General features: G+C 34.1%; 11 protein-coding genes. 3 read left to right on the forward strand and 8 right to left on the reverse strand.

Features of this window, described 5'->3' with window-relative positions:
• Positions 1-171: 171 nt before the first annotated feature.
• From lysA to gltB, 3 genes are all read right to left on the reverse strand, one after another.
• Complete coding sequence (gene lysA / locus ACM55K_RS06840) at positions 172-1,392, reverse strand: diaminopimelate decarboxylase (protein ID WP_416849489.1); 1,221 nt, start codon at positions 1,390-1,392, stop codon at positions 172-174.
• 192 nt (positions 1,393-1,584) lie between these two features.
• Positions 1,585-3,039: a glutamate synthase subunit beta gene (locus ACM55K_RS06845; RefSeq protein WP_416849490.1), complete on the reverse strand. Its 1,455-nt coding sequence runs from the start codon at positions 3,037-3,039 to the stop codon at positions 1,585-1,587.
• Positions 3,040-3,041: 2 nt separating this feature from the next.
• Positions 3,042-7,556 (reverse strand): glutamate synthase large subunit, encoded by a 4,515-nt coding sequence (gene gltB / locus ACM55K_RS06850; RefSeq protein WP_416849491.1) that lies wholly within the window; start codon positions 7,554-7,556, stop codon positions 3,042-3,044.
• A gap of 398 nt (positions 7,557-7,954) precedes the next feature.
• Here gltB and sucC point away from each other — a divergent pair, with 398 nt between their 5' ends.
• Both sucC and ACM55K_RS06860 read left to right on the forward strand, forming a co-directional pair.
• Positions 7,955-9,148, forward strand: a complete 1,194-nt coding sequence (sucC, locus tag ACM55K_RS06855; protein WP_416849492.1) for an ADP-forming succinate--CoA ligase subunit beta — start codon at positions 7,955-7,957, stop codon at positions 9,146-9,148.
• A 225-nt stretch (positions 9,149-9,373) separates the two neighbouring features.
• Positions 9,374-10,939, forward strand: coding sequence for a protein adenylyltransferase SelO (locus ACM55K_RS06860; RefSeq protein WP_416849493.1), 1,566 nt, complete (start codon positions 9,374-9,376; stop codon positions 10,937-10,939).
• 102 nt (positions 10,940-11,041) lie between these two features.
• Here ACM55K_RS06860 and ACM55K_RS06865 read toward each other — a convergent pair whose 3' ends face one another.
• From ACM55K_RS06865 to ACM55K_RS06880, 4 genes are read right to left on the reverse strand one after another with little or no spacing between them, the layout of a single operon-like run.
• Positions 11,042-11,509, reverse strand: coding sequence for a DUF1456 family protein (locus ACM55K_RS06865; RefSeq protein ID WP_416849929.1), 468 nt, complete (start codon positions 11,507-11,509; stop codon positions 11,042-11,044).
• Positions 11,510-11,567: 58 nt separating this feature from the next.
• The gene (locus ACM55K_RS06870; protein WP_416849494.1) at positions 11,568-12,599 is read right to left on the reverse strand and encodes an aminotransferase class I/II-fold pyridoxal phosphate-dependent enzyme; all 1,032 of its coding nucleotides are present in this window, start codon (positions 12,597-12,599) and stop codon (positions 11,568-11,570) included.
• Positions 12,600-12,605: 6 nt separating this feature from the next.
• Positions 12,606-13,616 carry a dipeptide epimerase gene (locus ACM55K_RS06875; protein ID WP_416849495.1) on the reverse strand — a complete coding sequence of 337 codons (1,011 nt, stop codon included), beginning with the start codon at positions 13,614-13,616 and terminating at the stop codon, positions 12,606-12,608.
• A 45-nt stretch (positions 13,617-13,661) separates the two neighbouring features.
• Positions 13,662-14,477: an alpha/beta hydrolase gene (locus tag ACM55K_RS06880; RefSeq protein ID WP_416849496.1), complete on the reverse strand. Its 816-nt coding sequence runs from the start codon at positions 14,475-14,477 to the stop codon at positions 13,662-13,664.
• Positions 14,478-14,537: 60 nt separating this feature from the next.
• Here ACM55K_RS06880 and ACM55K_RS06885 point away from each other — a divergent pair, with 60 nt between their 5' ends.
• On the forward strand, positions 14,538-14,939 hold the full coding sequence (locus ACM55K_RS06885) for an excinuclease ABC subunit B (protein WP_416849497.1): 402 nt from the start codon (positions 14,538-14,540) through the stop codon (positions 14,937-14,939).
• Here ACM55K_RS06885 and uvrB read toward each other — a convergent pair.
• Positions 14,936-16,927 (reverse strand): excinuclease ABC subunit UvrB, encoded by a 1,992-nt coding sequence (uvrB, locus tag ACM55K_RS06890; protein WP_416849498.1) that lies wholly within the window; start codon positions 16,925-16,927, stop codon positions 14,936-14,938. The two genes, ACM55K_RS06885 and uvrB, sit on opposite strands and share 4 nt — an antisense overlap.
• Between the last annotated feature and the right edge of the window lie 109 nt (positions 16,928-17,036).

Below are 17,036 nucleotides of genomic sequence, written 5' to 3' on the forward strand. Positions count from 1 at the left end.
AACAAATTAAAATGAGAACCTATAAAATAAAAAACAGTAGTAAACTGTTGCTTACTACTGTTTAAAAATTGTATTTTTATTTTTATTAATCCTGTATCACTATTTCAGGACTAGACATGTTTTAATAAAAAATCCCATCTCGTTTAAATGAGATGGGATTTTTATTTTTACTTAAACAGCGGTTGCAGCTATAGTTAATGGGATTTGATTTTTCAATAAATCTTCAAAGGTTTCATGTGCACGTATTAAATGCCCTTCACCTTTTAACCACAATACCTCTGCGGGCTTGTATCTTGAATTGTAATTTGATGCCATAGAGAAACAATAGGCTCCCGCATTTCTAAAACATAAAATATCGCCTTCTTTTATTTCGGTGATTCTTCTATTATTAGCGAAAGTATCTGTTTCACAGATATATCCAACTACAGAATAAAAACGTTCTTTCCCTTTTGGGTGTGATATGTTTTCAATATGATGCTGAGAACCATAAAACATAGGTCTTATTAAGTGATTAAAACCACTGTCTATTCCTGCAAAAACAGTTGATGTCGTTTGTTTTACCACATTAACTTTGGCTAAAAAGAAACCAGCTTCACTTACTAAAAATTTTCCTGGTTCAAATATTAATGTCAGTTCCTTACCGTATTCCGCACAAAAAGCATTGAATCTTTTTGAAAGTTTCTTTCCTAATTCTTCAATGTCGGTTTCGATATCATCCTTTTTGTAGGGTACTTTAAATCCGCTTCCAAAGTCTAAAAATTCAAGATTTTTGAAGTTTTTTGCCGCATCAAATAAGATCTCTGCTGCATATAAAAACACTTCGATATCAAGAATATCGGAGCCAGTATGCATGTGAATACCTACAATATTCATTTTGGTATTTTCAACAATACGAACCAAATGTGGTAACTGGTGAACAGAAATACCAAATTTACTATCAATATGTCCAACAGATATATTAGCATTTCCACCCGCCATTACGTGAGGATTGATGCGAATACATACAGGAACATTAGGGTATTTTGTACCGAATTGTTCCAGTATAGATAAGTTATCTATGTTGATTTGTACTCCCATAGCAGAAACTTCTTCAATTTCTTCAAGGGATACTCCATTGGGTGTATAAAATATTTTTTCAGGGTCATATCCTGCATGAAGTCCTAACAATACTTCTTGAATAGATACAGTGTCTAAACCAGATCCCATTTCTCTAAGTAATTGAAGTATGGCCACATTTGAAAGGGCCTTCATTGCATAATTAATGCGCAACTTATCTACTTTTGAAAAAGCTTTTGTTAATCTGTTGTATTGAGATTGTATTTTTTCAGCGTCATAAACATATATCGGACTACCGAATTGTTCTGCTAATTGTAATAAGTCTTTTCCTTGCATTTTGATTCTATTTTTAGGCAAATTTATTATTCTTTATCAATACAAACAAATAAAAATAAAGGTTTTAACAAAATATAACAAAATGTTATTTTTGTAACATTTAATGTCATTTATTTGTTTTTTATAACTTTTATAAACTAAAAATCCCTTGATAAAAATATTTATCAAGGGATTTTGTAAAATTACTTTTTATTATAAATTAGGTAAATCTCCGTTACCTTTCGTTGGTAAATTGGTGAAACCCATTAAATAATTATCTACTTCTCTAGCAGCTTCACGACCTTCAGATATTGCCCAAACAATTAGGGATTGTCCTCTTCTCATGTCACCAGCAGTAAATATATGAGGAACATTTGTTTGATAATTATTTGCTTTGTAGTTACTTCTAAAATCTACTTCCAATCCTAATTGATCACTTAATGTTTTTTCAGGACCTGTAAATCCAAGTGCTAATAAAGCTAAATCACATGGCCAGATTTTTTCAGATCCTTCTTTTTCTATCAATTCTGGTCTTTGTCCAGGTGTCATTTTCCAAGCTACTTCAACGGTTTTCAATCCAGTTAATTCACCTTTTTCATTAGAAATGAATTCTTTGGTATTGATTAACCAGTTTCTGTCACAACCTTCTTCATGAGAAGATGAAGTTTTTAATTGTAACGGCCAAAATGGCCAAGGAGTGGTTTCACTTCTTCCAACTGGTGGTTTTGGTAAAATCTCAAAATTAGTAACCGATTTTGCACCATGTCTATTTGAAGTTCCAACACAATCCGATCCAGTATCTCCACCACCAATAACGATAACATCTTTACCAGTAGCTTTGATTTGATCCGGAATTGATTCTCCGTATAACACTTTAGTTTGTTGTGTTAAAAAGTCCATAGCTTGAATAACTCCTTTACTTTCAATTCCTTTTGTAGGTAAGCTTCTTCTTTCAGTTGCACCACCACATAATACGATTGAATCAAAAGAATTTAATTCTTCAATACTGAAATTTACACCAACGTTTACATTGATTTTAAATACAATTCCTTCAGCTTCAAGAATAGCCACACGTCTGTCGATAATTCCTTTTTCTAATTTGAAATTTGGAATTCCGTAACGTAATAAACCACCAATTGCATTGTCTCTTTCAAAAACGGTAACGGTATGTCCAGCACGATTTAATTGTTGTGCAGCCGCTAAACCAGCAGGACCAGAGCCTATTACAGCTGCCGTTTTGCCTGTTCTTGTCGCTGGAATTTGTGGTTTTATCCATCCTTCTGCGAAACCTCTTTCGACAATATTTTTTTCAATATTTTCAATAGCTACCGGTTCACTGATTATACCCAAAACACATGATTTTTCACATGGAGCAGGACATAATCTTCCTGTGAATTCAGGAAAATTGTTTGTTGATTGCAAAATCTCCAATGCACTTTCCCATTCCTCTTGATGCACCATGTCATTGAAATCAGGAATCAAATTTCCTAACGGACAAGCACTATGGCAAAAAGGAATTCCACAATCCATACATCTTGAACCTTGCTCTTTTATTTTATCTTTTTCTAACGGAATTGTAAACTCATTATAGTTTGATACACGTTCTACAACAGCTATATTATTTTCGTCAGTTCTATTATATTCTTTAAATCCACCTATCTTACCCATGACTATGCTATTAGTTCTTCTATTTGCTTTTCTTCTGCTAATCTTTTCAATGCTTTCTTGTAATCTGTTGGCATCACTTTAATAAAGTGTTTTTGTTGATTTTTCCAATCTTCCAAAATTCTTTTTGCCAAAGGACTATTGGTGTACATAGAATGATTTTTAATTAAACGTCTCAGTTTTGTTATGTCCTCTTCTTCTAATGTTTCAAAAGCAACCATTTCCATATTACATAAAGTAGCATCGAATTTTTTATTTGGATCAAAAACATAAGCAATACCACCACTCATACCTGCAGCAAAATTTCTTCCAGTTTTTCCTAGAACTACTACAGTTCCACCAGTCATATATTCGCATCCATGATCTCCAATTCCTTCAACAACTGCTGTTGCTCCAGAATTTCTAACACAAAAACGTTCTCCAGCCATACCGTTGATATAGGCTTCCCCAGTAATTGCTCCGTAAAGTGCAACGTTACCAATGATGATATTTTCTTCGGGCTTGAATGTTGCAGTAGGAGGGACTTTGATAATTAATTTACCACCGGAAAGTCCTTTTCCTAAATAATCATTACAGTTTCCATGAATTTTGAATGACAAACCATTTGTTGCAAAAGCACCAAAACTTTGTCCGGCAGAACCTTCAAAATCAACTAATATAGTGTCTTCAGGTAAACCTTGTTCTCCATATATTTTTGAAATCTCATTACTTAATATTGCACCTACAGAACGATCTGTATTTTTGATATCAAAAGTAACTCTTGTTTTTTCTTTTCTATAAATAGAAGGAATAGCAGCTTTTATAATTTGAAAATCAAGTACATTATCTAAAGCATGATCTTGTGTAGTCGTATTGTGATTTGGAACTACTTTAGCTTTTTCTGGTTTATATAAAATAGTAGATAAATCTAATCCACTAGCTTTGTAATGTTTGATGGCTTTGTTGACATTCAATTTTTGAGATTGTCCCACCATTTCTTTAAGTGTTCTAAAACCTAATTGTGCCATGATTTCTCTCAACTCCTCAGCAATAAAATACATGAAGTTAATGATATGTTCCGGAGTTCCTTTGAAATTTTTTCTCAATTCAGGATCTTGCGTTGCGATACCAACGGGACAAGTATTCAAGTGACAAGCTCTCATCATGATACAACCAGACGCTACTAACGGTGCTGTTGCAAAACCAAATTCTTCAGCTCCAAGTAAAGCAGCAATAGCTACATCACGTCCTGTTTTTAATTGTCCGTCACATTCTAAAACTACACGACTTCTTAAATCATTTAAGATTAAAGTTTGTTGTGCTTCGGCAAGTCCAAGTTCCCAAGGAATACCTGTATGTTGTAGTGAAGTTAATGGTGCAGCACCGGTTCCTCCATCGTATCCTGAAATCAAAATCACATCGGCTTTTGCTTTAGCAACACCTGCGGCAATTGTTCCAACACCAACTTCAGAAACTAACTTAACGTTAATACGTGCTTCACGATTGGCATTTTTTAAATCAAAAATCAATTGAGATAAATCTTCAATAGAGTAAATATCGTGATGTGGCGGAGGTGAAATTAGTCCAACATAAGGCGTTGAATTTCTCACAGCGGCAATCCAAGGCACTACTTTTTCTCCAGGTAATTGTCCACCTTCTCCAGGTTTTGCACCTTGAGCCATTTTTATTTGAATCTCTTTGGCACTTGTCAAATAGTTAATAGATACACCAAATCTTCCTGAAGCGACTTGTTTAATAGCGCTATTTCTAGAATCACCATTTAAGTCTTTTTGGAAACGTTTTGAATCTTCTCCACCTTCTCCAGAATTACTTTTTCCTCCAATTCTATTCATGGCAATTGCCAAGTTTTCATGAGCTTCCTGACTGATTGATCCATAAGACATGGCACCAGTTTTGAATTTTTTTACAATTTCGGTCCAAGGCTCTACTTCGTCAATAGAAATTGGGTCCAAATTATTAAATTCAAATAAACCTCTAATAGTCATTAGGTTTTTACTTTGGTCATTCACCATATTGGAATATTCCTTATAACTTTCTGGGCTATTTAATCGTACAGCCTGTTGTAATTTAGAAATTGTTGTTGGGTTGAACATGTGTTTTTCACCAGTTCTTCTCCATCTGTAGACACCTCCAATTTCAAGCGGCAATAAATTGGCTACTTTTGAATTTGGGAAAGCTTTTTGATATCTTTTTTTGATTTCTTTTTCTACTTCATTTAATCCAATTCCTTCAATTCTAGAAGGTGTGTAAGGGAAATATTTAGAAGTGAATGTTTTATTTAATCCTAAAATTTCAAAAATTTGGGCCGCTCTATATGAATGTAAAGTAGAGATACCAATTTTGTTCATGATTTTAAGAATTCCTTTTGCTATCGCTTTGTTATAATTTTTGATAGCATAATCCGCTTTTATACCAGTAATAAAACCTTGGTTAACTTGATCATGAATGATTTCATTTACCATATAAGGATTTATTGCACTTGCACCATAACCAAATAATAATGCAAAATGATGCGGTTCGCGTGGTTCAGCAGATTCAATTATGATTCCAAATTTTGAACGAACTTGTAGAATATTTAGTGAATGATGAATGTATGAACAAGCCAATAACATTGGTATTGGAGCCATTTTTTCGCTTACACCCCTGTCAGAAATGATCACGATATTACATCCTTCTGAAACAGCTTTAAATGTAGCTTTAACTGCTCTCTCCAAAGCGCGTTCCAATCCATTTACTCCTTTTTCGATATCGTACAAAGTAGAAATAGTAACCGATTTGAAATCATCATGATCGATATTTCTTATTTTATCTAAATCCTCATTTGAAATAACTGGATTTTGGATTTTTAGTTTCTTGCAATGTTTTGGAACAATATCAAAGATATTATAATCTCCACCAATTGCTAAACTGATATCAGTAATGATTTCTTCACGAATACCATCCAATGGTGGGTTGGTAACCTGAGCAAATAATTGTTTGAAATAGTTGTATAATAATTGTGGTTGATCTGATAAAACCGCTAATGGGGTATCATTACCCATAGAACTTAAGGCTTCGTTACCTTGAGCTCCCATTGGGTTTATGATTGTTTTTAAATCCTCAATTGTGTAACCAAATAAACGTTGTCTTGTTTCAAAGTCTATTTTTTCGGTTGGGATTGGATTATTAGTATAAGGAATTTGAGCTAATTGCAATAAATTCTCATCTAACCATTTTTTGTATGGACGCTTGGTAACTACTGAATTTTTTATCTCATCATCTTCGATGATTCTACCCTCGTTCATGTCAACCAAAAACATTTTTCCTGGCTCTAAACGACCATGTTGCACTACATCTTCCGGTTTGATATCAAGAACACCAATTTCTGAAGACATAATTACGAAACCACTTTTTGTAAGTGTATAACGAGAAGGTCTCAAACCATTTCTATCCAATAAGGCACCGATAACGTTACCATCTGTAAAAGGTATAGAAGCTGGACCATCCCAAGGTTCCATGATACAAGCATTATATTCGTAAAATGCTTTTTTGTCTTCCGACATGGTTTGGTGTTTTTCCCAAGCTTCAGGAACCACCATCATCATTGCTTCAGGTAAAGAGCGTCCAGTCATCAATAACAATTCGACAACCATATCCATAGAAGCTGAATCCGATTTTCCTTCTAATATAATAGGGAATAATTTTTTTAAATCATCACCAAATACATCACTTTGCATCAATTCTTCACGAGCACGCATTCTGCTAATGTTACCACGAAGGGTATTGATTTCTCCATTATGACACATGTATCTAAATGGTTGTGCTAATTCCCATGAAGGAAACGTATTTGTTGAAAAGCGTTGGTGAACCAAAGCTAATCTGGTAACTAAATCAGTATCAGATAAATCAGTATAATAACGGCTAATGTCTTCTGGCATCAACAACCCTTTATATATAATGGTAGTTGTTGAAAAACTAGAGAAATAGAACATATGACTTTCTGAAGTTCTTGAATTTCTTATAGTATGTTCTGCAATTTTTCTTGCAGCAAACATTTTGGCGTTAAATTGTTGTTCTGTAAGGTCCAATCCATTTTTACTAACAAATACTTGTTTTACAGTTGGTTCTTTTTCAGCCGCAATTTGTCCTAAATTAGAAATATCTACAGGAACATCTCTCCACCCTAGAATTTCTAAATTTTGATTGCGTATAGAATCCTCAAAAGTTGTTTTACAAAAAGCTACTTGGTTTATACTTTTAGGCATAAAAACCATTCCTACTGCATATTGTCTCGCTTCAGGGATTTCAAAATCACATACTTTCTTGAAAAATATATGAGGGATGTCAAATAAAATTCCTGCTCCATCTCCGGTTCTTCCATCCGCACTAACAGCTCCACGATGCTCTAACTTTATTAAGATATCTAGTGCTTTATGGATAATATCATTAGACTTAATTCCATTCAAATTACAAATAAATCCTGCGCCACAATTATCATGTTCAAATTCGGGCAAATAAAGGCCTTGTTCTTTAACTTTCATGCTTAATATTTTTTTTACAAAATTAAAGATTTAGTAACATATAATGAGTGTAAAAGCCAAATTGAATGTATTTTTACAGTAATAGTAGAAAAAGGTACGATAAATCACAATAATTGTATTTAAATACAGTTCAATTGATTTTTCTATAAAAAGAAAACCGATTAAAAGGACTTATGTCAATTATTTTGAAAGAATTATTTTACTGAAGATTTTTGTTTTAGAATTATAACAAAATGTTTGTTATTTTTTATATTTTTTGCGTCGACCAATGATTAGCTAGAAATATACAAATTTAGGCGCTACATTTAATAAAAAAAAATAGCAGTTAAGTTTAATTTTGCTATTTTTGTGCCACTTTTATTCTGAAATAAATTCAGAATCCAGACAAATTCTATATTATGAACATACACGAATATCAAGGAAAAGAGATTTTAGCTAGCTACGGAGTTCGCATTCAACGCGGAATCGTTGCTAATAGTCCAGTAGAAGCCGTTGCTGCTGCAAAACAATTAACTACCGAAACCGGTACAAGTTGGTACGTAGTAAAAGCCCAAGTTCATGCAGGTGGACGTGGTAAAGGTGGTGGAGTTAAGCTTGCCAAAAACTTACAACAAGTAGAAGAAATTGCAACACAAATCATTGGAATGCAATTGGTAACACCTCAAACTTCTGCTGAAGGTAAAAAAGTACATAAAGTTTTAATCGCTGAAGATGTTTATTATCCTGGTGAAAGTGAAACTTCTGAGTTTTATGTTTCTGTTTTATTGAATAGAGCTACAGGTCGTAACATGATTATGTATTCTACAGAAGGTGGAATGGATATTGAAGAAGTTGCGGAACACACACCACATTTAATTTTTACCGAAGAAATTGATCCTTCTGTTGGATTACAAGGTTTTCAAGCAAGAAGAATTGCTTTTAACTTAGGTCTTTCTGGAAATGCGTTCAAAGAAATGGTGAAATTCATCGATTCTTTATACAATGCTTATATTGGATCTGATGCTTCGATGTTTGAAATCAACCCGGTTTTAAAAACATCTGATAATAAAATCATGGCTGTTGACGCTAAAGTAAATATCGATGATAATGCTTTATACAGACAAAAGAAATATGCTGATATGCGTGACGTTCGTGAGGAAAACCCAATCGAAGTTGAAGCAAAAGAAGTAGGTTTAAACTATGTAGATCTTGACGGTACAGTAGGATGTATGGTGAACGGAGCTGGTTTAGCTATGGCAACTATGGATTTAATCAAGTATGCTGGTTTTGAGCCTGCTAACTTCCTTGACGTAGGTGGAACTGCTGATGCAAAACGTGTTGAAACGGCTTTCCGTATTATCTTAAAAGATCAAAACGTAAAAGCAATTTTAATTAATATTTTTGGTGGAATTGTTCGTTGTGACCGTGTGGCACAAGGAGTTGTTGATGCTTACAAAAATATGGGAGATGCAATTAAAGTACCAATCATTGTTCGTTTACAAGGTACAAATGCAGCTATTGCAAAAGAATTAATCGATAATTCAGGAATGCCAATTTTATCTGCTGTTGAATTTCAAGAAGCAGCTGACCAAGTAAAAGCGGCTCTTTCTTAATTTAGAAAATAATTATATATTAAAAAAATCCTGAGTGAAAGCTCAGGATTTTTTTATGCAGTATACTTTACGGATAATACTATAAATGGAATTTTTTATGTTATAAGCGAAACGATTTTAGTTATAAATTAAAATTATCAAAAGAGTTCAATTATGTGTGTAGTATCGAATATCTTTACATTGTACTAGTTTAATTATTCCTAGTTTATATTAATCTGTTAAGAAATGAAACTTCATATACAAAATAATTTTATAAGCGAGTTGCCTGCTGACCCAAGTGAAATCAATGCGCCAAGACAGGTAGAGCAAGCTTTTTATTCGTATGTATTGCCCAAAATACCTTCAAATCCTTCACTAATTCATGCTTCAAATGAGGTGGCAAATGCTATTGGTCTTTCTCCTGAAGATATACTTTCTCCTGATTTTCTAAATACTTTTTCAGGAAGCACCGTTTATCCAGAAACAAAACCATTTGCATTGTGTTATGCTGGGCATCAATTTGGGAATTGGGCTGGGCAATTAGGAGACGGTCGTGCCATCAATTTAACCGAAGTTGTTCATGGCAACGAAACGTATACTTTGCAGTTAAAAGGCGCAGGGCCTACACCATATTCCCGAACAGCGGATGGTTTTGCAGTTTTACGATCTTCCATTCGAGAGTATTTGTGCGCAGAGGCAATGCATTATTTGGGTGTTCCAACAACACGTTCGCTTTCGCTAATGCTTTCTGGCGATCAAGTATTGCGTGATGTTTTGTATAATGGAAATCCTGCCTTCGAAAAAGGTGCAATCGTTTGTAGAGTGGCTCCTTCTTTTATTCGTTTTGGTAGCTTCGAATTATTTTCTTCTCGTAAAGACTATATTAATCTCAAATTATTAGCTGATTTTACTATCAAACATCATTTCCCTCATATTCAGGGAGAAGGTGTCGGGAAATATCTAGACTTTTTTCATGAAGTTACCCAAACTACATTGAACATGATTGTGCATTGGCAACGCGTTGGTTTTGTTCATGGAGTTATGAATACCGATAATATGTCTATTCACGGCATCACTATTGATTACGGCCCTTACGGTTGGTTGGAAGATTACAACTCTAACTGGACTCCCAATACAACTGATAGACAGCATAAAAGATACCGTTTTGGCAATCAACCTGAAATTGCGCTGTGGAATTTGTATCAATTGGCTAACGCTTTGTATCCTTTGATTCAGGATGCTAAACCTCTTGAAACTATTTTGGATGCTTTTAGTCTTGATTACGAAAAAGAGTATTTGAATATGATGCAAAATAAACTCGGTTTCCAAATCAAAAAAGAAACTGACGCAATTTTAATTGAAAGTTTAACTCAACTGCTTCAATTGGTAGAAACCGATATGACTATTTTCTTTAGAAATCTAGGTAATGTTACTAAAGATGATACAGCAACAACAGCTTTCAATACAATAAAAGATGCTTTCTACAACGAAAAGGATTTGAATGAAACTATCTTGAAAGATTGGCACGAATGGTTTGAGAATTACAAAACTCGAATCAATGAAGAAATACTCTCGGATTCTGAAAGAAAAGAGCAAATGAATAGCATAAATCCAAAATATGTATTGCGAAATTATATGGCGCAATTGTGTATTGAAGATGCAGATAAGGGAAATTATTCTTTGCTAAATGAACTATTTGAAATGCTTAAAAAACCCTATGATGAACAGTCTAATTTTCAAAAATGGTTTACCAAAAGACCGGATTGGGCTAGAGATAAAGTGGGGTGTTCTATGTTAAGCTGTAGTTCTTAAAGTTTTTTTTGATGAGACACTTTTAAAGATACAAAAAAAATCCTGAACTCTCGTTCAGGATTTTTTAGTATAATTTAGTAGAAGCAAACAAATCTGCACTACTTATGATTTTTTATTCTTTCCGAAATTAAATTTCACTTTCTCCACTATTTGAACTTTTGGAGCTCCTTTTGAAAATTGTTTTTTGAACGGTTTCTTAGCTGCAGGCTTCGATTTTGAAGGACTTTCATCACCTCTTGATTTATCTTCGTCTCGTGGCTTTGCTTTAAATTCAGGTCTTTCTAAAGCTCCTTCTTTTACAGGAATTTGAGCTTTGTGTTTAGCTAAAACATCGTTTGGGTTTTTTGGATTTTCTTTCGTTCCACGCAAGTGAATTACTAAAGCATTTAAGAAATTACGCAGCACTTGGTCGCCACATTCCATATAATTCTCATGTTTTTCATCACGGAAAAAAGCACCCAATTCTGATTTAGTGATTCTAAAATCTACTAATTCTAATATTTCAACTATTTGATCGTCACGCAACATTAAAGCTACGCGAAGTTTTTTAAAGATATCGTTGTTTGTCATCATATTCTAATTTTTTACAAAGGTACGGTTAAAAAGCAATTGCACCACAATTTTAGATTTAGAATTGGTTTTGGTTCAGAATGTGAATTATTTTATCCAAATCTTCTTTTTTGTGATTGGCAGTAATTACAATTCGATTTAAATCCTTGGTGTCCGTTGGGTATTTAAAATTGGTTACTATGATTTTGTTCGCAGTGAAAATTTCATTTATTCCTTCGATTTCAGGATAAATTAAGGGATAATCTGGATCAAAATGAACTGCTCTATTTTTAATCAAATGAGCTTCTATGTATTTTAAATTGTCATTTAATTTTTGATGCTGTTGCAAATAGATTGATGACGCATCAGCCATAGTTTGTACAAATGCCGCATTCATTCCGGCACTGGAAACAAAAGTATCGTGAACTGCCATCTGATTAATAAATTCAGAATCACTAGCAATTACGCCTCCTGTTAATCCGAAAGCTTTACCTAAAGAGGACAGCATGATTTTTCTTTTAATATTGGGAAGATCAATATTCGAAAAAATCCCGCAACCATTAGTACCCAAAATCCCAAGCGAATGCGATTCGTCTACAGCCAAAGTAATTTCTTTATTAGACGGAATTAAATTTAGAATAGAAAGATCGATTGGTTCTACATGAAAAGAAGGGACAGCATCAGTTAGAATCGTAATTTTTTCAGTTGCGTTATCCAGCAAACGAGGATTTAATCCCTTTCCAATAAAAAAAGGAAGACTATTTACCGCTTTGATGGCAGTATGCGTATCCGGAAAATGAAAAAAGCAATCGGTTTCAGGAGTTAATACCTCTATGACTAATTTCCCCGCCAACATGCCGGATGAAACGGTAAGAGTTGCATCTGCTTTGATGTAATTGGCTAAAAAACGCTCTCCATTTTCATAAGCTGTCAGTTGAATGTTGGCGCTTCTGGAACTTCCGTAAGCCGTTCCCCATTGTAAAATATTTTTGATGAGCAGCTTTTGGAATTCAGGATGCATTGGTAAACCCAAATAGGCTGTTCCGCCAAAATACAAATAATCTTCATTGTCGATTTCTATTATTCGATCTGGAAATTGGTTGACCGTCATTTAAAATTAAATTAAAGTTACACCCGTACCATTTAAGTCTGAATAGCTTATTTTTCCAAAATCTATGGTTACACCAGTTGCAATATCTTCTGCCAAAAGCAATGCGCCGTCCATATCTACATAATCCAATTGTGGCAATAAATGTGCAATCGCAGATATTCCTACAGTTGATTCTGTCATGCAACCCACCATCGTTTTTAAACCTAATTTCTTGGCTTCCTCTATCATCCGTCTTCCGGGAGTTAATCCGCCACATTTTACTAATTTGACATTTACGCCATGAAAATGATGGTGACATTTGGCCACATCTTCTTCGATAATACAACTTTCGTCAGCAATTATTGGTAAAACAGAATATTTGAAAACTTCCTTGTGTCCTTCCCAATTGTCTGCTTTCATGGGTTGTTCCAAAAATTCTACCCCCAGTTTTTTTAACTCGACTGCATTGTTGATAGTTTCTTCCACTCCCCAACCACAATTGGCATCGATTCTAAAGATTGCATCGGTGTGTTTTCGTAGCTCTTTTACAATGGCAATATCTTCTTTGGTTCCCAATTTTATTTTATAAATTGGCCAAGGCAATTCTTTCATTTTAGCAACCATTTTTTCTATGGAAGCAATGCCAATAGTATAATCGGTCAATGGATTTTTATCGATGTTGTAATTCCATAACTCGTACAATTTCTTTCCTTTTTTACGAGTATACAAATCAGTATATGCCATATCCAAAGCGCACAAAGCAAACATATCGTCTTTTAAATATGGATGGATTTTTGCCCAAAATTCTTCCGGTGTTTCATTTGTTGTAGTTTCAATTAATGAGCTAATTTTTTCTAAATCCTGCATCATCATTGGAACAGTTGTCTTGTAATATGGATTAGATGTCGCTTCGCCAAAACCTGAAAATCCTTCACTTTTTAATGCTACAATCAATGAAGGCTGAAAGTCAATCGATTCTCTTGAAATCGTAAAGGTGTGTTTTAATTTAAGGTTGTATTCTCTTAAGATTAGTTCCATTTGAATCTGATTTAGTACTTAAAATTAATGTATTTATCTTTTAAATTAATAACCGAGCCATAAAACTGCTGTCACAAAACCATCGCGCCATAACTTTTCATTGTGTTGTCCTCCTTTTACGATTTTCTTTTCATTCAAATTTAAGCAATAACATCTTTTAGTATTTATTAGATATTCCATTTTATTGAGGTCGCTAACCATAGAATCATCATCACCTTCTTTATCTCCACAAAGAAAATAATATTTCGTTTTTTGCTTTTTATTTTTTTCTTCTAATTCAAAAATTTCTTTGCGGTTAATCCAAAAAGCGGGCGAAAAAACGCCTGCTTTACCAAATACTTCAGGATATTTTAAAGTTGCGTAAAAGGAAGTCAAACCACCCAAAGAGCTTCCCATGATAGTGGTGTGTTTTTTCTCCCGTTTTGTTCTGTAGGTTTTATCAATTTGTGGCTTCAACGTTTTTACGATGAATTCTAAATAATCAGTTGCTTTTCCGCCACCATATTTTTCGTTTTTAAAAGGAGTTAATTCGTCTAAACGTTTGTCATTTCCATGTTCGATTCCTATAACTATAACTTGTGCATTGAGACTGTCCAGCTTTTCATCGACATTCCATTCTCCGCTAAAGGAAGTTTTAGCATCAAATAGATTTTGTGCATCGTGCATGTATATCACGGAATATTTCTTTTTTGAAGCTAAGTAATTTTTAGGTAGATATACCCAGATTTTCTTTGCCGTTTTAAGTTGTGGTGCCTCTATAGTAAACGTAGAAACTTGTTTTGATGCGGTGCTTTGTTGAGCGAAATTTTTTACTGTCGTGAAAAGTATTATAATAAGAATTAACTTAAACTGTTGAATCATTACTGGTGTTTTGTGTTTTTATTTAAAAAAATCAATATTTTAGCTAAAAATAATAATTTCATGGATACTTACGAGGAAAAAAGAAGCTTACTTTTAGAGATGATTGCTTTTTCTACTGTTGACGGACAATTGCATAAGAGAGAATACGATTTTTTGTTTATTGTTGCCAATGAATTAAACATAGTAAAAGGAGGATTCAATGATTTGTTTCATCAAGAATTACCACAACTGCCTATTAAATCGGATTTTCAACGCATTCAACAATTTTATAGACTGGCTTTGTTAATGCACAGCGATGGAGTTTTGCATAAAAAAGAAACTATCGCTATTCAACAAATAGCAATTGAGATGGGACTTAATCCAGAGGCAACAAAACGTATTCTTAAATTAATGAAGGAAGCACCTAATGTAATTATTGATGGTGAAGTTTTATTGAATATTTTTCAGGAACAACAGAATTAAGTTAATTGTCCTTGCAACGCTTTTATTTCATCGCGTAATTTTGCGGCCTGCATAAAGTCCAATTCCTTTGCCGCTTTTTCCATTGATTTGCGTTTTTCGCGTATGCGTTTTTCTATTTCTGTTTTTGATAAATATTCTGTAATTGGTTCGGCTGCAGTTGAAAGAGTATAACCTAATTCATAATCTGCTAAAGGATTTTTGGTAAAGGCGCTCTCGATTTTTTTATTTAAAGCTTGAGGAACCAAATTATTTACAGTATTGTAATTAATTTGTTTTGTTCTGCGATAATTGGTTTCGTCAATGGTTTTTTGCATGCTTGCTGTAATTTTATCAGCGTACATAATTGCTTTTCCGTTCAGGTTTCTTGCTGCACGACCTATTGTTTGCGTAAGCGAACGATGGCTTCGTAAAAAGCCTTCTTTGTCTGCATCTAAAATTGCCACTAGAGAAACTTCTGGTAAATCCAAACCTTCACGAAGTAAATTCACACCAATTAATACATCAAAAATTCCTTTGCGTAAATCTTGCATGATTTCTATTCGTTCCAATGTATCTACTTCTGAGTGAATATAACGACAACGAATATTGACTTTGGTTAAGTACTTGGCCAATTCTTCCGCCATTCTTTTAGTTAAAGTAGTCACTAAAACACGTTCGTCAATTTCGGCTCGAACCTGAATTTCTTCAATTAAATCATCAATTTGGTTTAAACTTGGTCGGATTTCAATAATTGGATCCAATAATCCTGTCGGACGAATTACCTGTTCCACAACGACACCTTCAGTTTTTTGCAATTCATAATCGGCTGGTGTTGCCGAAACATAAATCACCTGGTTTTGCATCGCTTCGAATTCTTCAAACTTCAAAGGACGATTGTCCATCGCTGCTGGAAGTCGGAAACCATATTCCACTAAATTTTCTTTTCGGCTTCTGTCTCCGCCATACATGGCACTCACTTGAGAAAGTGTCACGTGACTTTCGTCCACCACCATCAAATAATCTTTAGGGAAATAATCCAATAAACAAAAAGGTCTTGTTCCTGGTAAACGACCATCCAGATAACGAGAATAATTTTCAATTCCGGAGCAATAACCGAGTTCGCGAATCATCTCCAAATCAAAATTGGTACGTTCTTCCAATCGTTTTGCTTCGAGAGGTTTTCCTATTTCCTTGAAATAATCGACTTGTTTAACCAAATCCTGTTGGATTTCCCAAATTGCGCCTTGCAAAACATCTGGCGAAGTCACAAACATATTGGCTGGATAAATAGTCAGTTTATCAAATTTTTCAATGACTTTAGAATTCTTTGTGTCGAAACTTTCAATTTCTTCGATTTCATCACCAAAGAAATGAACTCGATATGCCTCATCTGCATAACTTGGATAAACATCTACTGTATCTCCTTTTATTCTGAAACTCCCGGGATTAAAATCGGCTTCAGTTCTGGAATATAAACTTTGCACCAGTTGATGCAGTAATTTGGTTCGAGAGATTATTTGTCCTTTCTCAATTGGAATCAAATTTTTCTGAAATTCTATCGGATTTCCGATACCGTACAAACAAGAAACCGATGCAACTACCAAAATATCTCTTCGTCCGGAAAGCAACGAAGCAGTGGTTGACATTCGCATTTTTTCCAGTTCTTCATTGATAGATAAATCTTTTTCGATGAAAACGCCGGTTACGGGCATAAACGCTTCGGGCTGGTAATAATCGTAATAAGAAACGAAATATTCCACGGCATTATTCGGGAAGAATTGTTTGAATTCCGAATACAATTGTGCTGCCAAAGTTTTATTATGTGCCAAAACTAATGTTGGTCTTTGCACTTCCTGAATCACATTGGCCACGGTAAATGTTTTTCCAGATCCGGTAACTCCTAATAAAGTTTGGAATTTATCACCATCAATAATCCCTTGAGTCAATTTTTCAATCGCTTGAGGTTGGTCGCCCTTAGGCTGGTAATCAGATACTACTTGGAAATTCATTTAAAACAAGGACAAAGGTTAAGTGAAACAAAGGTACAAAGTTTGAATTCTTTTTTTACCTAAGTTTAAGCCAAAAAAAAGCCATCAACAAAAAGTTGATGGCTTTCCA

Origin of the sequence: Flavobacterium arabinosi (assembly GCF_048158725.1) — a bacterium.
Lineage (GTDB): Bacteria > Bacteroidota > Bacteroidia > Flavobacteriales > Flavobacteriaceae > Flavobacterium > Flavobacterium arabinosi.